Origin of the sequence: Pseudomonas kairouanensis (assembly GCF_004682055.1) — a bacterium.
Classification (GTDB): domain Bacteria; phylum Pseudomonadota; class Gammaproteobacteria; order Pseudomonadales; family Pseudomonadaceae; genus Aquipseudomonas; species Aquipseudomonas kairouanensis.
In genome coordinates, this window is record NZ_QUZU01000001.1 from 180,936 (window position 1) to 204,732 (window position 23,797).

Below are 23,797 nucleotides of genomic sequence, written 5' to 3' on the forward strand. Positions count from 1 at the left end.
GAGCGCCTGTTCCCTGTAATAGCGGGTTTTGTCGCATCGGGAGTAATCCCAGGCGCAATGGGGCCTTTGTGAGATGTATCTGAAATTCAACGGTTACACGTCCGGTGTATCTGGCGTCGATACAAATGAGCGCCTACGATACGCGCCATGTTTTCAGGGAGAGTGTTTATGAAGAAATCATTGGCGGTAAGTGGATTGGCAGCAGCGTTGCTTCTGGTCGGATGTCAGTCGGTCAACACCACCAGCGGCGGTGCCGTTGGGGTTGAGCGCAAGCAGTACATGTTCAGCATGCTGTCGAGCCAGGAAGTCGACCAGATGTACGCCCAGTCCTATCAGCAGACCCTGGGTGAGGCCAGCAGCAAGGGCCAGTTGGACAAGACCAGCGCCAACGCCAAGCGTGTGCAGGCCATTGCCAATCGCTTGATCGCCCAGGCACCCACCTTCCGCCCCGACGCGGCGCAATGGAAGTGGGAAGTGAACCTGATCAAGAGCGACGAGATGAACGCCAACTGCGGGCCTGGCGGCAAGATCTTCGTGTACAGCGCGTTGATCGACAACCTCAAGCTCACCGATGACGAACTGGCAGCGGTGATGGGCCATGAAATTGCGCATGCCTTGCGTGAGCATGGCCGCGAAGCCATGTCCAAGGCCTATGGCATTGAGATGGCGAAGCAGGGCGCTGGTGCGTTGTTCGGCCTGGGCCAGGACAGCCTGGCATTGGCCGATACCGTGGCCAACTACGGCATGACCTTGCCCAACAGCCGCAGCAATGAAAACGAAGCGGACCTGATCGGCCTGGAACTGTCGGCCCGTGCGGGCTACAACCCGAACGCGGCGATCACGCTGTGGAACAAGATGGCCAAGGCATCGGAAGGTGCACCGCCGGAGTTCATGAGCACTCACCCGGCCTCCGATAGCCGGATCGCGTCGTTGCAGGCGGCAATTCCAAAGGTGATGCCGTTGTACCAGCAGGCCAAGAAGTCCTGATTCTGTAGGTCTGGTGAAGATCTAAGTGTGGGAGCGGGCTTGCTCGCGAAGGCGGCGGGTCAGTCAAATAATCAGTGACTGACACTCCGTATTCGCGAGCAAGCCCGCTCCCACATTGGTTTGGGTTTACAGATTTAGATCCAGCCGCTGCTCTGCATGGCCTTGTACACCGCGACAATCGCCAACACGAAAAACGCCGTCGCCGCCAACCGTCGAATCAACGTCAGTGGCAGTTTCTCCGCCGCAAAATTCCCCGCCAAGACCACCGGCACGTTGGCAATCAGCATGCCCACGGTCGTGCCGATAATCACCAGCCACAGTTCCGGGTACTGCGCCGCCAGCATCACCGTGGCGATCTGGGTCTTGTCTCCGATTTCCGCCAGGAAGAACGCGATCAGCGTGGTCAGGAACGGCCCGAACTTGCGTGTGGTGCTGGCTTCGTCGTCGTCGAGCTTGTCGGGCACCAGGGTCCACAACGCAGTGGCGCAGAAGCTTGCGGCGAGGATCCAGTGCAATACCGCATCCGAGAAGAAACTGCCAAACCAAGCCCCTACGGCGCCGGCCGCCGCATGGTTGGCCAGGGTCGCGGCCACGATACCGGCGATGATCGGCCAGGGCTTGCGAAAGCGTGCAGCAAGGATGAGCGCGAGCAGTTGCGTCTTGTCGCCGATTTCGGCCAAGGCAACGATTGCGGTGGGTACGAGTAGTGAATCCAGCATCAGGTAAGTTTCCAGGGGCGGGTCGACACGGCTATGACACGTACAGCCTTCCCGCCCCGGGTAAGGTGTGCGTGTCATAGGTCTTGTCAAACCCCGGTCCGTCTGTGCGGACTCCTGGGTCGCATACGCCATGGCCTGTTGACCAAGTATGTTGACGTATGCCGGACGAGCATGGCGCTCGTGGGAGACTACTCCCCTAGGACGGAGCGGATTCTGCCTAGGCAAAATCCATTCGGCAAGCCTTCTTTTTCAAACGCCCGTCAGCCGTGCTTGGCACGGTAGATGCGAAAACCATTGCCTTCGGCCTTGACCGCACACACGCCAAGGTGCTCTTCGATCAGCGGCTGGTACTTCAGGAAGCTATTGGCAACTAGGCGAAGTTCGCCACCTTTTGCCAGATGTTTGGCCGCTTTTCGTAGCAGGTTTTCGGTGGCGAAATAGTCGGTGTGCACGCCCACATGGAAGGGCGGGTTGCTCAAGATTGCATTCAAACCCATCGGTGCTGCATCAATGCCATCACCGGTCAGTACGTCGGCTTCCAGACCGTTGGCAGCCAGGGTCAGACGGCTGCTGGCGGCAGCAAAGGCGTCAACATCCAGCAGGGTCACGCTGTTGTGCGGGTAGCGACGTTTAACCGCAGCCCCGAGCACGCCCGCGCCGCAGCCGAAGTCCAACAAATGACCACTGGGCAGTTTGTCCAGATGTTCCAGCAGCAACTCGGTCCCGCGATCCAGGCGGCCATGGCTGAACACACCCGGCAGGCTCACCACCTTCAGCGGACCTTCAGCTAGCGGCACGTCAAAGACCTGAGCCAGGCTCTCAAGCTCCACCGCTTGCGGGGCGTTGGCCACGGTGACTTGCCACAGTTGGCAATGCCGCGCGCTGTCTAGCTTGCGGGGCTTGCCGAACGGGGTCATCTGCTTGGACGCGCTTTCGATACCGCCTTTTTTCTCGCCGACCAAAAACACCTCGGCGCCGGGCAAGCGGGCGGCCACGGCGTTGAGCAGGTAGTCGGTGAGGTCCTTGGACTTGGGCAGGAAGATCACCGCCGCATCAAAGCCGCGCTGCGGCACATTCACACCGAACTGGCTGCGCTCGGGAAAGCGCGCGTCCAGCGCAGCCTGGTCGCCGGCGTGCCAGCACCAGCCGTGGGCATTGGGCAGGCGACCCAGCAGGTCGTCGGCAGGCAAACCTACCAACAGCAGGTTGCCTTGAAAAAGTTCGGCCTGACGAAGCAGTACTTCACTGCGCGGATCCATAGTCTGCTCCTTGAAAAGGGGCGCAGTTTATCAACTGACGACGCGCAGCGGGGCACCGCTGAAAAAGCTCCGGGCGTTTTGCGCCAGTTGGCCGACGATACGCTGGCGCGCTTCACGACTGCCCCAGGCGTTGTGGGGGGTAACGATCAGCCGGGGGATATCGCCCGCCAGCAACGGATTGCCATGGACCGGAGGTTCCACGCTCAGCACATCGGTGGCCGCGCCGCCCAGGTGGCCGTTGCGCAATGCGTCCGCCAAGGCTTGTTCGTTGATCAGGCCCCCGCGCGCGGTGTTGACCACAAACGCGCCAGGCTTGAGCAGCGCCAGTTCGCGGGCGCCGATAAAGTTACGTGTGTGTTCGTTGAGCGGGCAATGCAGGGTCAGTGCATCGACTTGCGGGAGTAATTCATCCAAGGGCACGCGGTCTGGGCGGGCAGGGCGGCCGGGAATGGCGCCGAGCACCACACGCATGCCAAAGGCTTCGGCCAGGCGCGCCACGGCACCGCCCAGTTCACCGTGACCAAGCAGGCCGAGGGTCTTGCCTTCCAACTCGACGATCGGGTGGTCCAGCAGGCAGAACTGTTTGGCTTGCTGCCATTTGCCGGCGCTTACATCCTGTTGATAGTCCTTCAGGCGCGTGGCCAGGTTGAGCAGCAGCATGATCGTGTGCTGCGCCACCGACGGCGTGCCGTAGCCCTGGCAGTTGCTCACCGTGATGCCGTGGGCGCGGGCGGCGTCGAGGTCGACGTTGTTGGTGCCGGTGGCCGAGACCAGGATCAGCTTGAGCTGCGGGCAGGCCGCCAGGGTTTCGGTGTTGAGCGGGATCTTGTTGCTGATGGCTACCTGGGCGCCTTGCAGGCGTTCGATCACATTGTGTGGCGTGGTGTCGGAAAACAACTGCAGCTCGCTGAAGCTGCTGCGCAGTTCGCTGAGGTCCAGGTCCCCCAGGTCCAGGGAGGGGTGATCGAGGAAGACGGCGCGGCGATTGTTCGTCATCAACTGTACCTTTTGCGACAGGGTTCGTAGGCGTAATCTCCTGAGCCTATCAGATGAAATAATCAGTTACTCAATTGGAGTGAGCATGTACCTCGCCGAGTTTTTAACCGTAGCCTTGATCCACTTGTTGGCCGTGGCCAGCCCTGGCCCGGATTTCGCCGTGGTGGTGCGCGAAAGTGTTACCCATGGCCGCCGCGCCGGCACCTGGACCGCACTGGGCGTGGGCTCGGCGATTTTCCTGCACGTAGGGTATTCGTTGCTGGGTATCGGCTTGATCGTGTCCCAGTCCATCGTGCTGTTCAACGCACTGAAATGGGCGGCGGCGGCGTACCTGCTGTACATCGGTTTCAAGGCCCTGCGCGCGCAACCGGCCAAGCCGGCCGCCGAGGGCGAATTGCACCGAGAAGCCGGCGAGCGCACACCGCGTGGCGCGTTCACCGCAGGGTTCGTGACCAATGGCTTGAACCCCAAGGCTACGTTGTTCTTTCTCTCGTTGTTCACGGTGGTGATCAACCCGCACACGCCATTGGCGATCCAGGCCGGTTATGGCCTGTACCTGGCAGTGGCGACAGCGCTGTGGTTCTGCCTGGTGGCGATGTTGTTCAGCCAACAGCGCGTGCGCGCCGGGTTTGCGCGCATGGGGCATTGGTTTGATCGGACCATGGGGGCGGTGTTGATTGCGATTGGTGTGAAGTTGGCCTTCACCAGCATGAAATAAGACTTGAGTGGGCACAGTTCCAAATGTGGGAGGGGGCTTGCCCCCGATTGCAGTGGGTCAGTGACAGATAAGTTGGCTGACCCACCGCCATCGGGGGCAAGCCCCCTCCCACATTGGACCTCATTGACGCCTGAGTGCTGGCGCAAAGCTAGCATTCATTGCCCCCTGCAAATCATTCCTTTGGCTGATTTGGCTGAAACATAAGCGCTCTACAGTGCAAATCTTTCAGCCAAGACCGTGCAGTCATAAAAAGGGATTCGTATGTTGCAGACCCGTGTTATCCCGCCCGCCGAAGGCGCGTACCAATACCCGCTGTTGATCAAACGCTTGTTGATGTCCGGCACTCGCTACGAGAAAACCCGGGAGATCGTCTACCGCGACAAACTGCGCTACACCTACCCGACCCTGATCGAGCGGGTCGCCCGTTTGGCCAATGTGCTGACCGAAGCGGGCGTGAAGGCCGGTGACACCGTGGCGGTGATGGACTGGGACAGCCATCGCTACCTGGAGTGCATGTTCGCCATCCCGATGATCGGCGCGGTGATCCACACCATCAACGTGCGCCTGTCGCCGGAACAGATTCTCTACACCATGAACCACGCCGAAGACCGCTTTGTGCTGGTCAACAGCGAGTTCGTGGGGCTTTACCAGGCGATTGCCGGGCAGCTCACCACGGTCGACAAGACTCTGCTGCTCACCGACGGCGAGTCAAAAACCGCTGAATTGCCCAACCTGGTGGGCGAGTACGAAACCCTGCTGGCCGCCGCCAGCCCTCAGTATGACTTCCAGGATTTCGACGAGCACTCCGTCGCCACCACCTTCTACACCACCGGCACCACCGGCAACCCCAAGGGCGTGTACTTCACCCATCGCCAACTGGTGCTGCACACCATCGGCGTGGCGACCATCATGGGCAGCGTCGACAGCGTGCGCCTGCTGGGCACCAACGACGTGTACATGCCGATCACGCCGATGTTCCATGTGCACGCCTGGGGCTTGCCCTATGTGGCCACCATGCTCGGCCTGAAACAGGTCTACCCCGGTCGTTACGACCCGGAATACCTGGTGGAGCTGTGGCGCAAGGAAAAGGTCACCTTCTCCCATTGTGTGCCGACCATCCTGCAAATGGTGCTCAACGCCAAGGCGGCCCAGGGTGTGGATTTTGGCGGCTGGAAAATCGTCATCGGTGGCAGCGCACTTAACCGCACGCTGTACGAAGCGGCCAAGGCCCGTGGGATTCAACTGACAGCGGCGTACGGCATGTCCGAGACCGGGCCGCTGGTGTCCTGCGCCCATCTCAACGAAGAGTTGATGGCCGGCACCGAGGACGAGCGCACCACTTACCGCATCAAGGCCGGCGTGCCGGGGCCGTTGGTGGAAGCGGCGATTGTCGACAGTGAAGGTCATTTCCTGCCCGCCGATGGCGAATCCCAGGGCGAGTTGGTGCTGCGCGCGCCGTGGCTGACCGAGGGCTATTACAACGAACCGCAAAAGGGCGCCGAACTCTGGGAAGGCGGCTGGATGCACACGGGCGATGTGGCCACCCTGGATGCTTTTGGCGTGATCGACATTCGAGATCGCATCAAGGACGTGATCAAGACTGGCGGCGAATGGATCTCCTCCCTGGCGCTGGAAGACCTGGTCAGCCGTCACCCGGCGGTACGCGAAGTAGCGGTAGTGGGCATCGCCGATCCGCAGTGGGGCGAGCGCCCGTTTGCGCTGTTGGTGGTGCGTGATGGCCATGTGATAGGGGCCCGCGAGCTCAAGGAACACCTCAAGCCGTTCGTGGAACTGGGCCACCTGAGCAAGTGGGCGATTCCAAGCCAGATTGCCGTTGTTACCGAAATTCCCAAGACCAGCGTCGGCAAGCTGGACAAAAAACGTATCCGCATCGACATCATCGAATGGCAGGCCAACAACAGCACATTCCTGTCTACCCTCTGACCCCCTTCGCCGCGTCCGTCCGGGCGCGGCAATGCTCTATCTTGCGCCTCTACTTGTGATTTGCCGATTTTCAGCCATCCTTGCCCCGCCGGCCTTCGTCGGCGTGGCGAAAGGGTTGAGGCAGACGGGTCGGTGATGCAAATCACACTTTAGAGGGATCAAGCACTACCCCCTGCTGGCTATAGTCCCTTCCAGAGTTTTTCAAGGATGTTCCGCTTCGGGCCATGGGGGCTCGGTTGCCGAGCGGCATTGGAATCGTTGTATTCCGGCCGTTACACGCATCACAGAAAGAACTCACTGCCATAACAATAATGCACATGGAGTAGCGTCGATGACCTCAGTAAACCAGTTCTGGCGCCGGGCTAAATTGCCCCTGGCCGTCAGCCTCGCCTCTACGCTCGCCGGTCCCGCATTCGGCGTCAGTTTCAATATCGGTGAAATCGAAGGGAGTTTTGACTCGTCTCTTTCCGTGGGGGCCAGTTGGAGTACGTCCAAGCCCGACCGTGACCTGATCGGCGTCAACAACGGGGGCAAGGGCTTGTCCCAGACCTCCGATGACGGCCATTTGAACTTCAAGCGTGGGGAAACCTTCTCGAAGATTTTCAAGGGCATTCATGACCTGGAACTGAAATACGGCGATACCGGTGTGTTTGTGCGAGGCAAGTACTGGTACGACTTTGAGCTCAAGGATGAAAGCCGTGAGTTCAAGGACATCAGCGACAGCAACCGCAAAGAGGGCGCGAAGTCCTCGGGCGGGCAGATTCTCGACGCGTTCATCTACCACAACTATTCCATTGCCGATCAGCCAGGCAACGTGCGCTTCGGCAAGCAGGTAGTGAGTTGGGGCGAAAGTACCTTCATTGGCGGCGGCATCAACTCCATCAACCCGATCGACGTGTCGGCGTTCCGTCGTCCGGGTGCGGAAATCAAGGAAGGCTTGATTCCGGTCAACATGTTCTACGTGTCGCAAACCCTGACGGATAACTTGTCGGCCGAAGCGTTTTACCAGTTGGAATGGGACCAGACCGTTACGGATAACTGCGGTACGTTCTTCTCGCAGCCGGATGTGATTTCCGATGGCTGCTCGGACAATCTGCGACTGTTGAGCAAGCGTTCTTTCCTGGCGACTCAACCTGGCGCGCTGGGGTTGCTGAATAACTTTGGGGTCAATGTCAACGAAGAGGGTGTGCTGGTAAAGCGCGGGCCTGATCGCGATGCGCGTGACAGCGGCCAATTTGGCGTGGCGTTTCACTATAACTACGAGCCGCTCGACACCGAGTTCGGCGCCTACTTCATGAACTATCACAGCCGTGCCCCGATTTTCAGTGCGCGCGGAGCTTCCGCTGCGACTTATGCCGCAGCCAACGCCTTGACGCCCACCCCGGCTGCAGGCCTGCGTCCACTTATCGTTGCGGGCAACTCCAGCTATTTCGTTGAATACCCAGAGGATATTCGGCTTTATGGCCTGAGCTTTTCCACCACGTTACCTACAGGCACGGCATGGAGCGGTGAACTCAGCTACCGGCCGAACGCTCCGGTACAACTCAACACCACTGACATTCTCTACGCAGGTGTCACACCTTTGACCGGCCTGGGCGGTGCATCTCCACTCAAGGGGGCAGCGGACACCGATCTCAATGGCTATCGTCGTAAAGAAATCACTCAGTTCCAGACCACGTTCACGCACTTTTTCGATCAAGTGATGGGCGCCAGTCGCCTTACGCTGGTCGGTGAAGTTGGCGTGACCCATGTGGGTGGTTTGGAAAGCCGTGACAAAGCGCGTTATGGGCGTGACCCGGTATATGGACCTGGGCAAGGTGCCCTGTGTGCAACCCTTAACTCCGGGACGATCACGGGTGCCGGCCCTGGAGCCGATGCCAGCAATCGCACCACCAACTGCAACAATGATGGCTTCACTACCTCCACTTCCTGGGGCTACCGTGGCCGGGCTATCTGGGAATACCCAGACGTGTTCGCCGGTGTGAACCTCAAGCCGAACGTGGCGTGGTCCCATGACGTCAGCGGTTACTCGCCAGGTCCTGGCGGCAACTTTGAAGAGGGGCGCAAGGCGGTAAGCCTGGGTCTGGACGCTGAGTACCAGAACACCTATACGGCCAGCCTCGCCTACACCAACTTCTTTGGTGGCGACTTCAACACATCGGCTGACCGCGACTTTGTAGCCCTGAGCTTCGGCGCGAACTTCTAAGCACACTGCAATTCAGGAAGAACCAGAACATGAAAATAAGCAAAAAAAGTCTGTTGCAGGTAGGTGTGCTCGGACTGTCGATCCTGGCCAGCAACGTCATGGCGGCGGTGTCGGCCAGTGAGGCGGCCCAGTTGGGCACGACCCTGACCCCGATGGGCGCCGAAATGGCCGGTAACGCGGCTGGCACCATTCCAAAATGGTCGCCACTGCCCACCAACGCCGGCGCCGTCGATGCCCGTGGCTTCCTGGCCAACCCTTACGCCAGCGAACAACCGCAGTTCACCATCACGGCGGCCAACGTCGAACAGTACAAGGACAAGCTGGCGCCAGGGCAGTACGCGATGTTCAAGCGCTACCCGGACTCCTTCAAGATGCCGGTCTACCCGACCCATCGCGGCGCCACGGTGCCTGCGGATGTGTTCGCGGCCATCAAGAAGAACGCCACCACCACCAACCTGGTGTCCGGCGGCAACGGCCTGGAGAACTTTGAAACTGCGGTGCCGTTCCCGATTCCAAAAAGCGGCGTGGAAGTTATCTGGAACCACATCACCCGCTACCGCGGGGGCAGCGTGACGCGCCTGGTCACCCAGGCCACGCCACAAACCAATGGCTCGTACAGCCTGGTGTATTTCAAAGACCAGTTCGTGTTCCGCGACAAGATGAAGGACTTCGACCCGAAAAACCCGGGCAACGTGCTGTTCTACTTCAAGCAGCAAGTGACCGCGCCTGCCCGTCTGGCCGGTGGTGTGCTGCTGGTGCACGAAACCCTGGACCAAGTGAAGGAGCCGCGTTCTGCGTGGGTCTACAACGCTGGTCAGCGCCGTGTGCGCCGGGCGCCGCAAGTGTCCTATGACGGTCCGGGTACCGCTGCCGACGGCCTGCGCACTTCCGACAACCTCGACATGTACAACGGTGCACCGGATCGCTACGACTGGAAGCTGGAAGGCAAGAAGGAAATCTACATCGCCTCCAACAGCTACAAGATCGACGATCCGAAGCTCAAGTACGCCGACATCATCAAGGCCGGCCACATCAACCAGGACCTGACGCGCTACGAGCTGCGCCGCGTCTGGCATGTGGTTGCCACCTTGAAGGAAGGCCAGCGCCACATCTACGCCAAGCGTGACTTCTTCATCGACGAAGACACCTGGCAAGCGGCGGTGATCGACCACTATGACGGCCGTGGCCAACTGTGGCGCGTCGCCGAAGCCCATGCCGAGAACTACTACGACAAGCAAGTGCCGTGGTACGCCCTCGAAACCCTCTACGACCTGCAGTCCGGCCGCTACCTGGCGCTGGGCATGAAGAACGAAGAGAAGCAGGCCTATGACTTCGGCTTTACCGCCACCACCAGCGACTTCACCCCAGCCGCCTTGCGCCAGGACGGTGTTCGCTAAGCCATAGTGAAATACCTATGTGGGAGGAGGCTTGCCCCCGATGTCGGTAGACCAGTCAGCGCATCTGTCACTGGCCCACCGCCATCGGGAGCAAGTCCCCTCCCACATTTTTTGTCTCAGTTCTTTTTCAGTCATTTGTTGCAAAGATCTACAAACCTGCCGCTTTTACCGCTAGTCTGCGGACATCTGCAATGCCGACATAAGCCTTCTACAAGAGCCCGGCGATGACTGATCTGTCCCGAATCCAAGGGCCTGCCAGTGCGGTAATCCCGACCCTGGAAGGTCGCTTCTACAGGCCACCCCTGCCCGACGGCTACGTGCAGCGCCCACGGCTGTGCGAACGGCTGAGTGCCGGGCTGGAGGGGCGGTTGCTGCTGGTCAGTGCTCCAGCGGGGTTTGGCAAAAGCTCGTTGGCGGTGGAGTTCTGCCAGAGCCTGCCGACCCATTGGCAAAGCCTGTGGCTGGGCCTGAGCGCGCGAGACAACGACCCCGGCCGCTTCCTGGAACGCCTGCTCGACGGCCTGCAGCAATACTTCCCGCAACTCGGCGCCCAATCCTTGGGCCTGCTGAAAATGCGCCAGCGTCATCAACCCTTCGCCTTTGAAGAATGGCTCGACGGCCTGCTCGATGAGCTGACGGTGCACCTGTCTACCCGCGCGCCGCTGTTGTTGGTACTGGACGACTACCATTTGGCCCAGGGCCCGGTGTTGGACCGTTGCCTGCAGTTTTTCCTCAATCATCTTCCCGAAGGCCTGGTGCTTCTGGTGACCAGCCGTCAGCGCCCGGACTGGCACCTGGCGCGGCTGCGGCTGTCGCGGCACTTGTTGGAACTGCATGAGCAAGACCTGCGCCTGACCCATGATGAATCCCTGGCGGTGCTCGACCGGCATAGCAGCTCATTGCAGGGTGAGGCCCTCGACAACCTGATCCGCCGCAGCGAAGGCTGGGTGGCCGGCCTGCGCTTCTGGCTACTGGCCGCGTCCGAAGCGGGTGACGAAGAAGCCTTGCCCCAAAGCCTGCACGGGGGCGAAGGGCTCATCCGCGATTACCTGCTCGAAGAGGTGATCGACTGCCTGCCGGTTGAAGTGCAGGCGTTCCTGTTTGATACAGCGCCACTGGAACGCTTTTGCAGCGAACTGTGCGATGGCGTGCGCGAGGCCCACGACAGCGCCGAAATCCTGCGTTACCTGCAAGCGCACCAGGTGTTCCTCGTGCCCCTGGACGAACAGGGGCACTGGTACCGTTATCACCATCTGTTTTCCGATTTACTGCGCACCCGGCGCGCCAGCAGCAATGTGTTGCCGGCCGCCAGCCTGCACCTGCGCGCGTGCCGCTGGTTCAATGCCCAGGGCTTGATCGATGAGGCGGTGGAGCAGGCGCTGCGTGCCGGCCACCTGGATGTGGCGGCCAACCTGGTGCAGAACCTGTCCGAGGAGCAACTGCTGGCCGAGCAGAATGTGGGCATGTTGCTGCGCTGGAAAATGGACTTGCCCGACAGCCTGTTGATCAGCACGCCGCGCTTGATCGTGCTCTACAGCTGGGCCTTGGGCCTGGCCTGCCAGTTGGATGCGGCCGAAGAGCTGTCCAGCTACCTCAGCCGCTTCCTACCCGCGCCGTCGGCCACTGCGCAAAAATCGATGCTTGCCCAATGGCTGGCGCTGAGCGGGATCATCGCGCGGGGGCGAGGTGATCGCGAATTGACCCAGCGTTATTGCAGCGAAGCGTTGGAGAGCCTGCCGCAACGGCGTTATGGCCAGCGCTTGATGTGCTTGTCGACGCTTTCCAACCTGGCCATTGTCGACGCCGATCTGTGGCGCGCCCGTGGCTTGAACCGCGAATCCCTGGAGCTGGCGCAGCGCGTTGGCAACCCACTGTTCGAGGCCCTGGCCCATTACGACCGGGCGCGGGTACTGCAAGCGCGAGGTGAAATCCTGCGCTCCCTGGATGAAGTGCGCCAGGGCCTGCAACGCCTGCATGGCTTGGCGCCGCAGCGGTTGTACGCGGTGCGTGCGCGATTGTCGCTGTACGAGGGGTTCCTGCTGCTGGTGCGCTGCCAGCCCGAAGCCGGGCTGGCCCGTTTGCGTGCTGGCCTGAATGAAGCTCGCGCCTGCCGGGATATCAGCGTGCTGATCGGGCATTGTGTGATCGCCAACTTCGAAGGTCGCCGTAGTGACTTCGCCAAGGCATTCGCCGAACTGGCCGAGGCCGAGCGCCTGATGCATATCTGGGATGTGCCGCCCATCTACTACCTGGCGATGATCACCCTGATCAAATGCGAGTTGTGGCTGGCCCAAGGCCGCACGGACCTGGCCGACGCCTGGCTGACCCGGCTAGGCCAGACCTATAACGGCGAACATGCCGCAGCGGCGCCGGAGTTTCATCCACACCTGCCGCAACATATCGGCTTGCAGCAGGCCGCTCTGGATGCCACGCGGCATCAACCCGATGCGGCGCTGCAACGCCTTGAAACGCTGGCGCAACAGGCCCAGGACAGCGGGCGCCAGATGATCGCCCTGATGGCCTTGACCCAACAGGCGCAACTGCTTCTGGGCAATGGTCAGGAAGCCAAGGCCCGCCCGGTCCTGGCTCGCGCGCTTGAGGCCGGCACGGGCGGTGCGCTGCAACCGTTCCAGCGGCTGCTGGAAAATCATCCGGACTGGATGCGTGAACAACTCGGCAAAGACCCCCATGGCCTGCTCAACCAGAGCCTGCTGGCACTATTGCCGACAGTCGTGGTGGCCGAGGCCGCATCGACCCACGAGACCCTGAGCGCCCGCGAACTGGCGGTACTGCAACTGATCGCCCAAGGGTGCTCCAATCAGGAAATCAGCAACCGGCTGTTTATCTCCCTGCACACAGTGAAAACCCATGCCAGCCATATCAACAGCAAGCTGGGGGTAGAGCGGCGCACACAGGCGGTGGCGCGGGCGCAGGAGTTGAGGTTGATTGGTTAGGGCGCGCGCGGGCTGTCGGGTCTCTGCGCGGGGTGATTCAGAGTGTGGGCGTCACCTATTTGTCCGAGGGATTGGGCCGTTTTGAACAGACTGCTGTCTTGTTCCAGGATTCTTTGCGCTATTTCCGGCGTTAAGTTTTTGTGGTTTTTTTTGCTGTTATCCGAAGTGGGATTGGTGACGTTAAGTTCCAGTTCAATCCACTCCTCGAGTTTGGCCTCATAGCCTTCCGGCGCAGCGGATCGAGCGACCAGCGGAAGCGCTCGGTGATAATCTAGAACGGTCTGGTAAAATTCGGCAGCTTTACCTGGGCTATTTCTGTTTTCGAAGTAGTCGTCGACAACCCTCCTGCGCCAGGCGTAATCCTGATCCGATTCTTCGTAAAGGGCAGCCCTGCGTTCATTGATAGTGAAACTTCCGCTGTCGTCGTAGATGATTAACTCAAGTTGGTCGCGAGGCATGCCGGAAAAGGGGTTTTTACCCAGGCCATTTGCGTAAAGCGTTGCCTGTTTGGCGCGTTCTAATAAGGCAGGGTCTTGGGTGTTGGGTATTTCAGCATCGTGTTTGATTTTTTTACTGTTGTAATCGTTGCCTGCCAGCAAGTCAGATGTGTTGATGTCCATATCTTTAAGCTGTTGCTTTGTATAGTTTCCGTACGTCGTTTGTGCGCGTAGGGCGGCATCGCTCAACTGGCTTGCCAATGTTGTGACAGTTGCGCGGTCATGCATGTTGGTTTTCAGCGCCGTTTCTATAGGTTGAGTGATGGATGTAGAGGCCGCGGGCGTGTAATCAGAGGGTAGGGCTTTATTGCTTAAGGTTGAACTCACTGTGGGATTCATCAGTGTGTGCTCCTGCGTGATCTTATGCCGCTGAATTGTCGAGCGTGGACGGAGTCTCTCAAGCTAAATATGAAAGACTCCGATAGCGTGCTAGCGCATGGTCATTTCGACTGACCAAGAATAATCCGAGAGGCTGACGCCAGTTGACCGAATGGTGCAGCTAGCACCTCCGGTAGGCGTGGCAGAGTGGTTCCATTTAGGTATCTTGGCGCCTGCAAACCCTAGGGTCGCCACAAATGTTGTGAGGAATACGCAGGACTTGTTGCCCATGGTATATCGCACATGTGCGTAGTTGACGAGAGGAGAAACTTCGCTTTTTACCGTGTATGTATTGGCGGCGTTTGCCTGGACGGTATCGTCAGGAAGAGGTGAAGCGTTGTTTCTGGTTGCGAATTGATTGCTGTCCTGTGGTGAGTAAATTGCGGTAGTGTCGCCCAAGTTTTTGAAGGTGACTTTAACCTGGGGGCCGGCGAGTGCTGAGCCAGTAACAAGGGTGAGTGCTATACAAGCCGAGCAAGTGGAAGTGAATAGGTTCATGAGTGTTGCTCCTTTTGGAATGGTTTGATTTTTCTTGCAAGTGTCTTTCCTTTGTTTGCAGCTGACTGGAATTTTGTTGTAGGGGTATCCCTACAGCTTCTAGATTCAGTACGTAATTCATGCCGGTCAAAGTCGTTTGTGTTAGAAATTATTTTTTGAATTTGTAGGAATCTTGATGTGGCTGTCTTTTGTTGGCGCTTAATGTCGAGATAGAGGGTTTGATTAGGTCTCGGTTCACGGAGGGTGTGTTGAGTCACTTTTGGTTGTTTTGAATTTTACGAAGTTACTTACAGTTATTGCCTACTCCGTTTTCTGTCATCCACTCCGATTTTATGCAACAGCCTTACTGTAATCGGGCCCCCTGTCTGATCTAATAGTGCAATTATTCTGGCGAAACCCGCCGAAAAAAGCCGTGTTACTGACACCTGAGGCCGCCCATGCAAACCCCATCGCCGACACTTATTCGCGAAACCTTCCCCGTCGGCCCGCTGCAGTGCAACTGCACCATCATCGGCGACCCCATCACCAAAAAAGCCATCGTGGTCGACCCCGGTGGCAACCATGAACTGATCCTGGCGCGGCTCGATGCCCTGGGCCTCAAGGTGGTGAGCATCATTCACACCCATGCCCATCTCGATCACTTCCTGGCATCCGGGCAGTTGAAGGAAAAGACTGGCGCCACCCTACACCTGCACAAGGACGACCAATTCCTGTGGGACAACCTGGAGATGCAGTGCCAGATGTTTCGCGTGCCCTATACCCCTGTGCCGTCTCCGGATCGTTGGCTCGAAGATGAAGAGGAACTGGCCTGCGGCTGCGGCATTGCGTTGCATACGCCTGGGCACACGCCGGGCTCGATGAGCTTCTGGTTTGCCGATGCCAAGCTGCTGATCGCCGGCGACACGCTGTTTCGACGCGGGGTAGGGCGCACGGACCTGTGGGGCGGGGACCAGGCGACCATCGTGCGTTCGATCAAGCAGCGGCTGTATACGTTGGACGAGGGCGCGACGGTGGTGGCCGGCCACGGGCCGGATACGCGATTGGGGGATGAGATGCGCGAGAACCCGTTTGTGCGGGCGTGATGGCGGATAAAACCTGCAAGGTTTGCAGTAAAAACTCAGGTCGCGTTCAGTGTGTGTCTGCTACGGTTTCTGTAGCAGGGCAAATGCCAAACCTTTTGTTACAGCTTGGGGCGCAGTCACGGAATTTTTACCGTCGGTCGCGTTCCAAACTCGGCACGGGTCCATTGCCAATGTCCTTTGCACCATAGAATGCAAAAGTAGGAGCTTCCCTCATGTTCACTTCGCGTCGTCTGCTTGTTGTCGCCACCGTTGTCGCTTTGTTGAGCGGCTGTGCTAACCAGAATCCTTATGACGCCAGCAGCCAGGGGCAGGCCAGTAATGAATCCGGCGGCATGAGCAAGACCGCCAAGTACGGTGGCCTTGGTGCCCTGGCCGGCGCACTGGCCGGTGCGGCTATCGACCACAACAACCGTGGCAAGGGCGCGCTGATCGGTGCCGTTGTGGCCGGTGCCGGCGCAGCAGGCTACGGCTACTACGCCGACCAGCAGGAAAAGAAACTGCGCGAAAGCATGGCCAACACCGGTGTTGAAGTACAGCGCCAAGGCGATCAGATCAAGCTGATCATGCCGGGCAACATCACCTTCGCGACCAACTCGGACGCGATCTCCAGCAGCTTCTACACGCCGCTGAACAACCTGGCCAACTCCCTCAAGCAATTTAACCAGAACACCATTCAGATCGTCGGCTACACCGACAGCACCGGCAGCCGCCAGCTGAACATGGACCTGTCCCAGCGTCGCGCCCAGAGCGTGGCCAACTACCTCACCTCCCAAGGTGTGAGCCCGGCCAACCTGAGCGCACGTGGTGCCGGTCCGGATAACCCGATTGCCAGCAACGCCGACGTCAATGGCCGTGCCCAGAACCGTCGTGTCGAAGTGAACCTGGGTCCAATCCCTGGCCAACAGTACGGCCAGCCGGGTGCACAGGCGCCACAGCAGAACAACCAGTTCCAGGGCAACCCGTACTCGCAGTACCAGTAACAACACTCAAAAAAAGGGCGCCCTGCAAGGCGCCCTTTTTTGTGCCCGAAGGTTTTACAAGCGGAAACGGCTGACCAGGGTGTTGAACGACGTTGCCAGGTTCGACAGCTCCTGGGTCGATGCGTTGGTCTGGTGCGCGCCGGCGGCGGTTTGCGTGGACAGGTCCTGGATGTTCACCAGGTTGCGGTCTACCTCGCGGGCCACGTGGGCTTGCTCTTCGGACGCGGTGGCGATCACCAGGTTGCGTTCGTTGATCTGGGAAATGCCCTCGGCGATCAACTCCAACGCCTCGCCGGTGGCCTGGGCGAGGCCCTGGGTGTCGTTGACCAGGGCCTGGCTTTTACCCATGGCGCCCACGGCCTGGTCGGCACTGGATTGCACGGCGTTGATCATGCCTTCGATCTCCCCGGTCGAGGCCTGGGTACGCGCGGCAAGGGCGCGAACTTCGTCGGCTACTACGGCAAACCCACGACCCTGCTCACCGGCCCTGGCGGCCTCGATGGCCGCGTTGAGTGCCAGCAGGTTGGTCTGCTCGGCGATCCCGCGAATCACATCCAGCACCTTGCCGATATCCCGCACCTGGCCGGCCAGGTCCTTGACCATGGTGGTCGAGGTGTCGATTTCGGTGGTGGCGTGGTTGATCGCCGTGACGGCCTTGCGCGCCTGGTCGCGGCCATTGGTGGCTTGCACGCTGGTGGTGTGGGATGCCTCGGAGGTAGACACCGCATTGCGTGCCACTTCCTCGACCGCCGAGGTCATCTCGGTCACCGCCGTTGCGGCTTGCTGAATCTCGTCGTTCTGGCGCACCAGACCGCGGCTGCCATTGTCGGTGACGGCGGTCAGTTCTTCGGCCGCTGATGCCAATTGATCCGACGCGCTGGCGATTTGATGGATGGTCTGCTTCAAGCTCGATTGCATATCGCCCAGGGCACTCAGCAGTTGACCGGTTTCATCGCGGCCGGTGCTGACGATGGCCTGGGTCAGATCGCCATCGGCAATGCGCCGTGCGCTGGTCACGGCGGTGGCGATGGGGCGACTGATCAGACGGCTGATAAACAGGCCCAGCAGGATCGCCGCGATAAAGGCGAGGACGATGCCTGAATACAGGGTGTTGCGCGCTGAAGACTCCTGCACCACCGCGTCCGCCGCGCTTTCTGCAACCTGGCGGTCGTTGGAGTCAACGATGATGGTCTGTTCATCCATCACCACGCGATAGGCTTTCTGCAGCTCGCCGAACAACAGCGAGCGGGCCTTATCCAACTCGCCCGCGTTCAGCAGGCCGATGTACTGCTGCACCATGGCCTGGTACACCGGCCAATCGCGCTCCATCTTGTCGCCGGCTGCGCGCTCGTCATCGGCCATCGGGCGCTGGCGGTACGTGGCGAATGCTTTCTCGCTGGCCAGTCGGTTGGCATTCATCGAAGCGATGAACTCGTCTTTGACGCTCTGGGGCGCATCGCTGCTGTAGGCGGCATACAGGCGATACAAGTCGCGGCTTTGCCCCACGGCCTTGACCTTGTTTTGCGCAGTGTTGGCAATGGACACCAGGTTGTTGTCGAACACCGACTTGAGGCTTTCCGACAGCGCCGACACCCCTCGGCTACCCAATACGCCCACCCCCAGTGTGATAAGCGCGCACAGTGAGAAGGAGGTGATCAGTTTGGTGGAGAGTTTTGCGTCGTTAAGCCAGCTCATCGGTTCGTCCTGGAAAGATGCTGATTGATTCATCAACGAAGTGAGTACCGGCACCGTTAGGGGTGGCGGCGGTGGTCGTACTTCTATCGACAGATGCGTCCAGGACTTAAGGGTTGCTGAATGTTTCGGCAGATCAATTCGCTGCAAAACGGGCTTTTTTAAGAGGTTTTATCGTGATTTTTACAGGTGAGGCGCGATATTCATAAAGCATAAGTCTATGCGAAAATGCCTTATAGATTATAAAAAACCTATATATATCAAATAGATACGATAAATTTTGATGGGATTTCAGGTTTTTAGAAAACAGCAGAAAACAGCACATACGTTCAAGCATGACGAAAATTCACATAAAACCGTCCATTTTTCTTAAAAACCTCATTAACGTTGCCATCGCATTGGCGACACTGTCGCTGAAAGGCTCGATCTAGAGGCCTCGATCTGAAATGCACATTGATGGCAATTAGCCTCTTAACTTGTTGCCAAATGTTGCTCCGCGTGAAATATTCACGCGTTGTTGTCGTATGACGACTGATAACAATATGAATTATTCGAAGGGCCGCAGAGCTCAAGAATCCGTGAAGCCATGAGTGCAGCTGCGTAGGGTAAAAAGACATGCCGCGTAAATCGGTTAGGGAAAAAGGCATCAGGCATGCCTTGGCGGGCGTTCTGTCGCTTGTCGTTTGGGGGGCCGGCAGTGCGCATGGCCAGGCATTGGAGGCCTCTGCATCACCAGGCAAACGCCTGGCTGTGGCGGCGGATTGCGTGGCGTGCCACACCGCACCGGGGGGCAAGCCTTTTGCGGGCGGCTACCCGCTGAGTTCACCGATGGGGGTGATCTACTCGACCAATATCACCCCGTCCAAATCCGCCGGTATCGGTGGCTATACCGCTGAGCAATTCGCCCGAGCGGTGCGCGATGGCGTCACCCCGGATGGCACGCACCTGTATCCGGCCATGCCTTACACCTCCTACGCGAAAATGACCGACGCCGACGTCGCGGACCTCTACCACTACTTCATGCAAGAAGTGCAGCCCGTCGACACCACGACCACCAAGACCGACCTGGATTTCCCGTTCAACATCCGCGCTTCCATGCTCGGCTGGAACGCGTTGTTCCATAGCCAGAAGCGTTTCACCCCGGACCCCGCCAAGTCCGCCGAAGTGAACCGTGGCGACTACCTGGTCAATGCCCTGGCGCACTGCGACACCTGCCACACGCCACGTAACGTGCTGATGGCGGCCGACAGCAGCAAGCCCCTTGCCGGTGGCGCATTGGGCAGTTGGTATGCACCCAACATCACCTCCGACAAAACCAGCGGCATCGGCGCCTGGTCCAGCGATGAACTGGTCGCCTACCTGCGCACCGGCCATGTGGAGGGCAAGGCCCAAGCTGCCGGGCCGATGGCCGAAGCGGTGGAGCACAGCCTGCAACACCTGGATGCGGTCGATCTCAAGGCGATTGCCGCCTACCTGCTGCAAACCCAGCCCATCAACACCGGCGAGACCAAGGCGCGCCATGAGTTCGGCCAGCCATCCACCGACGAGTTGACCCGGCGCGGCGGCAAGCCCGCCGACAATCCCGGCTGGCACATCTTCAGCGGCACCTGCGCCAACTGCCACCAGGCCAACGGCCAGGGCACCCGCGAGTACCCGTCGCTGTTCCACAACACCGCCACTGCCCGCAGCGACAACCTGATCGCAGCCATCGTCTACGGCGTGCACCGCGAAGTGGACGGCGTGGCCATCGACATGCCGGCCTTCGGCCCGGACGCGCTGTTCACCGACCGTCTCAACGACCAGCAGATTGCCGACGTCAGCAACTACGTGCTGTCCCGTTACGGCAATGACGCGTTGAAAGTGACCGCTGCCGATGTCGCCCAGGTACGTGAAGGCGGACCCAAGGCGCCGTTGGCGCAGATGGCCAAGTTCACCGTCCCGGCCATTGTCGTGGCTTGCATCCTGATTGCCCTGGCGGTGATCGTTCTTGTCCGTCGCCGACGTCGGGAGGTTTGACCCATGGACTCATCAATCAATGCACTGTCGCGCCGCAGCCTGTTGCGCGGCTCGGTCACCCTGGGGCTCACGGCGCTGGTCAGCGGCCTGATGCCTTGGCAGTCGGCCATGGCAGCTGCCCAGTCGGACGCCGATTTTGCCGCCTTGTCGCAGTTCCTGGTCAGCCGCCCGGTCAATACCGTGCTGGCTGCGCGTTACTACGCGGCCCTGGACAAGCGCGCGCCGAACTTCTCCACCAACGTCATTGCCCTCAAGCAACTGATCGCCGAGCGCGGCCTCAAGCATGTGGATGACTACCTGGCCCTGACTGACGCCGACCCCTCATTGAAGGCAACGGCCACCAGCATCATCTCGGCCTGGTACCTGGGGATCGTCGGCGAACCGGCTGACGCCGAACTGGTCGCCTACAGCGAAGCGCTGATGTATCGGCCCACCCACGGCACCCTCATCATCCCCACTTACGGTGGCGGCCCTGACTCATGGGGCCCCAAACCCAAAGCGCCACAGGACATCAAACTATGAGCAAGGCACAATTCGATGCCGACGTCGTCATTATCGGCTCCGGCGTGATGGGCGGGTTGATTGCGACCGGCCTGGCCAAGGCTGGCAAGTCGGTGATCGTTCTTGAGGCTGGCCCTCGGGTCAACCGCCGCGACGTGGTGGAAACCTTCCGCAATGCGCCGGTCAAGCTGTCCCTGGCCAACGCCAAGTTGCAGGGCGCGGGTTCGCCGTATCCAAGCCTGCCCCACGCGCCGTCCACCTATGGCGACTATTTGCAGCAAGTCGGCCCGGTTAAATACAACACGTCGTACCTGCGGGTCGTGGGCGGTACCACCTGGCACTTCGGTTCATCGCTGTGGCGCATGTTGCCCAACGACTTTCGCTTGAAGTCCCTGTATGGCCAGGGCCGCGATTGGCCGATCAGCTACGACGAACTCGAACCCTTCTACGCGCGGGCCGAAACCGAACTGGGTGTTTCCGGCGTGGATGGTCAGGACGAAAGCGGGCAGGGCGGCGAGGCGTTTCCGCCACGTTCAATCCCATACCCGATGGAAGGGCTCAAGCCCAGCTACATGTTCACCCGCCTTTCGGAAATGCTCGGCAAGGGTGGCTACAACCCGATCCTTGAACCCAACGGCCGCGCCACTCGCCCCTATGGCAAGCGCCCGCCCTGTGCCGGCAACAACAACTGCAACCCGGTCTGCCCGATTGCCGCCAAGTACGACGGCTCGATGCATATCGATGAAGCAGAGCGCCATGGCGCCAAGGTCCTGGAAAACTCGGTGGTGTACAAAATCGAGGCGGGGGATGACGGCAAGATCACGGCTGTCTGGTACATGCGCCCCGACAAGTCCACTCACAAGCTGACCGCGCGTTACTTTGTGCTGGCAGCCTATGGCATCGAGTCGCCGAAGTTGTTGTTGATGTCGACCTCCGACAAATACCCCAACGGCATCGCCAACTCCTCCGACCAGGTGGGCCGCAACCTGATGGACCACACCGGCATCAGCATGAACGTGATGACCAAGGAAGACATGTGGCCAGGTGAGGGGCCGACCCAGTTGCTGGTGTACCTGAACAGCCGTGACGGCGCCTTCCGCAAGGACTATCCGGGCTACAAGATCAAGGTGCGCAACACGGTGCCGACGTCGCAGATCACCTCCAACCTGATCGCCAAGGGCGTGCTGGGCTCCAAGCTCGATGAGCAGATTCGCCTGCAATCGGCGCGTTCGCTCAACTGGGCGGTGGACTTCGAAACCCTGCCGCTGCCAGAAAACCGCGTCACGCCCAGCAAGACCAAGTTCGATGCCATCGGCCTGCCGGTGCCAGAGATCTACTACAGCGTCCCGGACTACTGGCACGCGGGCAAAGAGAAGGCCCTGGAGGACTTCAAGCAGTTCGCCAAGCTGCTGGATGCCGACATCCTTAGCACCGACGTGGGCTTCCAGAACCGTCAGCACATCATGGGCACCACCATCATGGGCGATGACCCCAAGGACTCGGTGGTGGACCGCGATTGCCGCAGCCACGACCACGCCAACCTGTTTATCGCCGGTACCAGCGTGATGCCATCGTCGTCTTGCGTGAACCCGACGCTGACGGGCGCGGCGTTGAGTATTCGGATTGCGGATGTGCTGGTGAGCGAAGTCTGATTCTGATCAGCGCGCCATAAAAAAGCCCCCTGATGCCATTGGCACAGGGGGCTTTTTTTTAGCTGTTGGTTGGTGGCAGTGGGATCAGTCGATGTACTCGAACACTTTCACGATCTTCTGCACGCCGGACACGCCCTGCACCAGGTTGGCGGCACGGGTGGCTTCTGCCTGGGTCAGCAGGCCCATCAGGTAGACGATACCGTTGTCGGTCACCACCTTGATGCGCGAGCCGGGGATGGCGTTGTCAGTGAGCATCTGCGCCTTGATCTTGGTGGTCAGCAGCGCATCGTTGCTGATGGCCAGCAGGGTGATAGGGTCCATTACTTGCAGCTCGTTGTGGACCTTTTTCACCCGCTGTACGGCTGCCGCTGCCTGTTCAGCCTGGGCTTTGAGATCGGCACGCGGGGTTTGGCCGGCCAGCAGGACCACGCCGTTGAAGCTGGTGACGACGATGCGCGACGCGCCATTACCCAGGTCGGTGGCGGCCTTGGCGACGTTCACTTCAACCTTGGTTTCGATCAGCGAATCATCGATCTTGCTGCCGAAAGTGCGGGTGCCTTTATCGTCCTGGATCGGCGTGTCACGCGTCGCGGTGATCGCGGTGCTGCAACCGCTGATCGCGAGGCACAGGGTGATGGCCAAAAGGCTGAGGCGGTTAACGGTCATTCTTCACTCCCAAACAGTTGGCTGTCGATCAGATCGCACAGGCAGTGGATCGCCAGCAGGTGGACTTCCTGGATACGTGCGGTGACATTGGCCGGGACGCGAATCTCCACGTCTTCGGGCAATAGCAACGAAGCCATGCCGCCGCCATCGCGGCCGGTCAATGCTACGACAATCATTTCGCGATCATGTGCGGCCTGGATCGCTTGAATAATATTCGCCGAGTTGCCGCTGGTGGAAATCGCCAGCAACACATCGCCCGGTTGGCCCAGGGCGCGGATCTGCTTGGAGAAGATTTCGTTATAGCTGTAGTCGTTGGCGATCGAGGTGATTGTCGACGAGTCGGTGGTCAAGGCGATGGCCGGCAGGCTAGGGCGCTCGCGCTCGAAGCGGTTGAGCAACTCGGACGAGAAATGCTGGGCATCACCGGCCGAACCGCCGTTGCCGCACGAAAGCATTTTGCCCTCGTTGAGCAAGGCATTGACCATGACCTGACTGGCTTGCTCGATGTGCGGTGCAAGTACGTCCATCGCCTGTTGCTTGGTGTCGATGCTGGCCTGGAAAAGCTGGCGAATTCGGGATTGCATGTCCATCTGTGTGACCTTAAGTAGCGCGGCTGTTTGGCACAGGAATGTGCAGCCCGCAAAGCAAAGAGCAA

Annotated in this window: 19 protein-coding genes, 1 pseudogene and 1 riboswitch; of the genes and pseudogenes, 11 read left to right on the forward strand and 9 right to left on the reverse strand. The window is 59.7% G+C overall.

Going from position 1 to position 23,797, the window contains the following annotated elements; translation table 11 throughout:
• Positions 1-168: 168 nt before the first annotated feature.
• Complete coding sequence (locus DYL59_RS00850) at positions 169-987, forward strand: M48 family metallopeptidase (RefSeq protein ID WP_135287451.1); 819 nt, start codon at positions 169-171, stop codon at positions 985-987.
• Positions 988-1,121: 134 nt separating this feature from the next.
• On the opposite strand, the gene DYL59_RS00855 is transcribed toward DYL59_RS00850, so the two are convergent.
• The 3 genes from DYL59_RS00855 to DYL59_RS00865 all read right to left on the reverse strand — a co-directional run bounded on the left by DYL59_RS00855 (position 1,122) and on the right by DYL59_RS00865 (position 3,961).
• The gene (locus DYL59_RS00855; protein WP_025855563.1) at positions 1,122-1,706 is read right to left on the reverse strand and encodes a TMEM165/GDT1 family protein; all 585 of its coding nucleotides are present in this window, start codon (positions 1,704-1,706) and stop codon (positions 1,122-1,124) included.
• Between the two features lie 88 nt (positions 1,707-1,794).
• A riboswitch (yybP-ykoY riboswitch) is annotated at positions 1,795-1,916 on the reverse strand.
• Positions 1,917-1,966: 50 nt separating this feature from the next.
• On the reverse strand, positions 1,967-2,965 hold the full coding sequence (locus tag DYL59_RS00860; protein ID WP_135287452.1) for a class I SAM-dependent methyltransferase: 999 nt from the start codon (positions 2,963-2,965) through the stop codon (positions 1,967-1,969).
• 30 nt (positions 2,966-2,995) lie between these two features.
• Positions 2,996-3,961 (reverse strand): 2-hydroxyacid dehydrogenase, encoded by a 966-nt coding sequence (locus DYL59_RS00865; protein ID WP_135287453.1) that lies wholly within the window; start codon positions 3,959-3,961, stop codon positions 2,996-2,998.
• Positions 3,962-4,046: 85 nt separating this feature from the next.
• On the opposite strand from DYL59_RS00865, the gene DYL59_RS00870 reads away from it, so the two are divergent.
• The 5 genes from DYL59_RS00870 to DYL59_RS00890 all read left to right on the forward strand — a co-directional run bounded on the left by DYL59_RS00870 (position 4,047) and on the right by DYL59_RS00890 (position 13,180).
• Entirely contained in the window at positions 4,047-4,679 is a 633-nt protein-coding gene (locus tag DYL59_RS00870) for a LysE family translocator (RefSeq protein ID WP_135287454.1), read from the forward strand.
• 261 nt (positions 4,680-4,940) lie between these two features.
• On the forward strand, positions 4,941-6,623 hold the full coding sequence (locus tag DYL59_RS00875) for a fatty acid--CoA ligase (RefSeq protein ID WP_135287455.1): 1,683 nt from the start codon (positions 4,941-4,943) through the stop codon (positions 6,621-6,623).
• Positions 6,624-6,954: 331 nt separating this feature from the next.
• Entirely contained in the window at positions 6,955-8,829 is a 1,875-nt protein-coding gene (locus DYL59_RS00880; RefSeq protein WP_135287456.1) for a DUF1302 domain-containing protein, read from the forward strand.
• Between the two features lie 29 nt (positions 8,830-8,858).
• On the forward strand, positions 8,859-10,226 hold the full coding sequence (locus DYL59_RS00885) for a DUF1329 domain-containing protein (RefSeq protein ID WP_135287457.1): 1,368 nt from the start codon (positions 8,859-8,861) through the stop codon (positions 10,224-10,226).
• A 224-nt stretch (positions 10,227-10,450) separates the two neighbouring features.
• The gene (locus DYL59_RS00890; RefSeq protein WP_135287458.1) at positions 10,451-13,180 is read left to right on the forward strand and encodes a winged helix-turn-helix domain-containing protein; all 2,730 of its coding nucleotides are present in this window, start codon (positions 10,451-10,453) and stop codon (positions 13,178-13,180) included.
• Here DYL59_RS00890 and DYL59_RS00895 read toward each other — a convergent pair.
• Both DYL59_RS00895 and DYL59_RS00900 read right to left on the reverse strand, forming a co-directional pair.
• The gene (locus DYL59_RS00895) at positions 13,177-14,016 is read right to left on the reverse strand and encodes a hypothetical protein (RefSeq protein ID WP_135287459.1); all 840 of its coding nucleotides are present in this window, start codon (positions 14,014-14,016) and stop codon (positions 13,177-13,179) included. The genes DYL59_RS00890 and DYL59_RS00895 overlap by 4 nt on opposite strands.
• 90 nt (positions 14,017-14,106) lie before the next feature.
• Positions 14,107-14,553, reverse strand: coding sequence for a trafficking protein particle complex subunit (locus DYL59_RS00900; protein WP_135287460.1), 447 nt, complete (start codon positions 14,551-14,553; stop codon positions 14,107-14,109).
• Positions 14,554-14,990: 437 nt separating this feature from the next.
• Between DYL59_RS00900 and DYL59_RS00905 the strand changes: the two genes are divergently transcribed.
• On the forward strand, positions 14,991-15,635 hold the full coding sequence (locus DYL59_RS00905) for an MBL fold metallo-hydrolase (protein WP_135287461.1): 645 nt from the start codon (positions 14,991-14,993) through the stop codon (positions 15,633-15,635).
• 212 nt (positions 15,636-15,847) lie between these two features.
• The gene (locus DYL59_RS00910) at positions 15,848-16,615 is read left to right on the forward strand and encodes a YiaD family glycine zipper/OmpA-like lipoprotein (protein ID WP_135287462.1); all 768 of its coding nucleotides are present in this window, start codon (positions 15,848-15,850) and stop codon (positions 16,613-16,615) included.
• A 54-nt stretch (positions 16,616-16,669) separates the two neighbouring features.
• Here the strand turns inward: DYL59_RS00910 and DYL59_RS31960 are convergent, their stop codons facing one another.
• The gene (locus tag DYL59_RS31960) at positions 16,670-17,533 is read right to left on the reverse strand and encodes a methyl-accepting chemotaxis protein (RefSeq protein ID WP_420359258.1); all 864 of its coding nucleotides are present in this window, start codon (positions 17,531-17,533) and stop codon (positions 16,670-16,672) included.
• Positions 17,525-18,343 (reverse strand): annotated as a pseudogene (locus tag DYL59_RS31965) (MCP four helix bundle domain-containing protein); the annotation flags it as partial. The gene DYL59_RS31960 and the pseudogene DYL59_RS31965, both read right to left, overlap by 9 nt.
• A gap of 579 nt (positions 18,344-18,922) precedes the next feature.
• On the opposite strand from DYL59_RS31965, the gene DYL59_RS00920 reads away from it, so the two are divergent.
• Genes DYL59_RS00920 through DYL59_RS00930 form a run of 3 tightly spaced genes read left to right on the forward strand, consistent with a single transcriptional unit; the run spans position 18,923 to position 22,476 of the window.
• Positions 18,923-20,323, forward strand: a complete 1,401-nt coding sequence (locus DYL59_RS00920; protein ID WP_135287464.1) for a cytochrome c — start codon at positions 18,923-18,925, stop codon at positions 20,321-20,323.
• A gap of 3 nt (positions 20,324-20,326) precedes the next feature.
• The gene (locus DYL59_RS00925; RefSeq protein ID WP_135287465.1) at positions 20,327-20,845 is read left to right on the forward strand and encodes a sugar dehydrogenase complex small subunit; all 519 of its coding nucleotides are present in this window, start codon (positions 20,327-20,329) and stop codon (positions 20,843-20,845) included.
• Positions 20,842-22,476: a GMC family oxidoreductase gene (locus tag DYL59_RS00930; RefSeq protein ID WP_135287466.1), complete on the forward strand. Its 1,635-nt coding sequence runs from the start codon at positions 20,842-20,844 to the stop codon at positions 22,474-22,476. Before DYL59_RS00925 ends, DYL59_RS00930 begins: the two co-directional genes overlap by 4 nt.
• 84 nt (positions 22,477-22,560) lie before the next feature.
• Here the strand turns inward: DYL59_RS00930 and DYL59_RS00935 are convergent, their stop codons facing one another.
• A complete protein-coding gene (locus DYL59_RS00935; RefSeq protein WP_016974948.1) occupies positions 22,561-23,142 on the reverse strand; it encodes a BON domain-containing protein in 582 nt (193 codons plus the stop codon).
• Complete coding sequence (locus tag DYL59_RS00940) at positions 23,139-23,732, reverse strand: phosphoheptose isomerase (protein ID WP_007904374.1); 594 nt, start codon at positions 23,730-23,732, stop codon at positions 23,139-23,141. The genes DYL59_RS00935 and DYL59_RS00940 overlap by 4 nt, the downstream gene beginning before the upstream one ends.
• Between the last annotated feature and the right edge of the window lie 65 nt (positions 23,733-23,797).

Bases quoted from the DNA above. Each gene is read 5' to 3' on its own strand.
- DYL59_RS00930 (WP_135287466.1), top strand. From the start codon at position 20,842: ATGAGCAAGGCACAATTCGATGCCGACGTCGTCATTATCGGCTCCGGC.
- DYL59_RS00855 (WP_025855563.1), bottom strand. From the start codon at position 1,706: ATGCTGGATTCACTACTCGTACCCACCGCAATCGTTGCCTTGGCCGAA.
- DYL59_RS00885 (WP_135287457.1), top strand. From the start codon at position 8,859: ATGAAAATAAGCAAAAAAAGTCTGTTGCAGGTAGGTGTGCTCGGACTG.
- DYL59_RS00910 (WP_135287462.1), top strand. From the start codon at position 15,848: ATGTTCACTTCGCGTCGTCTGCTTGTTGTCGCCACCGTTGTCGCTTTG.
- DYL59_RS00890 (WP_135287458.1), top strand. From the start codon at position 10,451: ATGACTGATCTGTCCCGAATCCAAGGGCCTGCCAGTGCGGTAATCCCG.
- DYL59_RS00880 (WP_135287456.1), top strand. From the start codon at position 6,955: ATGACCTCAGTAAACCAGTTCTGGCGCCGGGCTAAATTGCCCCTGGCC.
- DYL59_RS00895 (WP_135287459.1), bottom strand. From the start codon at position 14,016: ATGAATCCCACAGTGAGTTCAACCTTAAGCAATAAAGCCCTACCCTCT.
- DYL59_RS00940 (WP_007904374.1), bottom strand. From the start codon at position 23,732: ATGGACATGCAATCCCGAATTCGCCAGCTTTTCCAGGCCAGCATCGAC.
- DYL59_RS00920 (WP_135287464.1), top strand. From the start codon at position 18,923: ATGCCGCGTAAATCGGTTAGGGAAAAAGGCATCAGGCATGCCTTGGCG.
- DYL59_RS00905 (WP_135287461.1), top strand. From the start codon at position 14,991: ATGCAAACCCCATCGCCGACACTTATTCGCGAAACCTTCCCCGTCGGC.
- DYL59_RS00860 (WP_135287452.1), bottom strand. From the start codon at position 2,965: ATGGATCCGCGCAGTGAAGTACTGCTTCGTCAGGCCGAACTTTTTCAA.
- DYL59_RS00850 (WP_135287451.1), top strand. From the start codon at position 169: ATGAAGAAATCATTGGCGGTAAGTGGATTGGCAGCAGCGTTGCTTCTG.
- DYL59_RS00875 (WP_135287455.1), top strand. From the start codon at position 4,941: ATGTTGCAGACCCGTGTTATCCCGCCCGCCGAAGGCGCGTACCAATAC.
- DYL59_RS31960 (WP_420359258.1), bottom strand. From the start codon at position 17,533: ATGCAATCGAGCTTGAAGCAGACCATCCATCAAATCGCCAGCGCGTCG.
- DYL59_RS00900 (WP_135287460.1), bottom strand. From the start codon at position 14,553: ATGAACCTATTCACTTCCACTTGCTCGGCTTGTATAGCACTCACCCTT.
- DYL59_RS00935 (WP_016974948.1), bottom strand. From the start codon at position 23,142: ATGACCGTTAACCGCCTCAGCCTTTTGGCCATCACCCTGTGCCTCGCG.
- DYL59_RS00865 (WP_135287453.1), bottom strand. From the start codon at position 3,961: ATGACGAACAATCGCCGCGCCGTCTTCCTCGATCACCCCTCCCTGGAC.
- DYL59_RS00925 (WP_135287465.1), top strand. From the start codon at position 20,327: ATGGACTCATCAATCAATGCACTGTCGCGCCGCAGCCTGTTGCGCGGC.
- DYL59_RS00870 (WP_135287454.1), top strand. From the start codon at position 4,047: ATGTACCTCGCCGAGTTTTTAACCGTAGCCTTGATCCACTTGTTGGCC.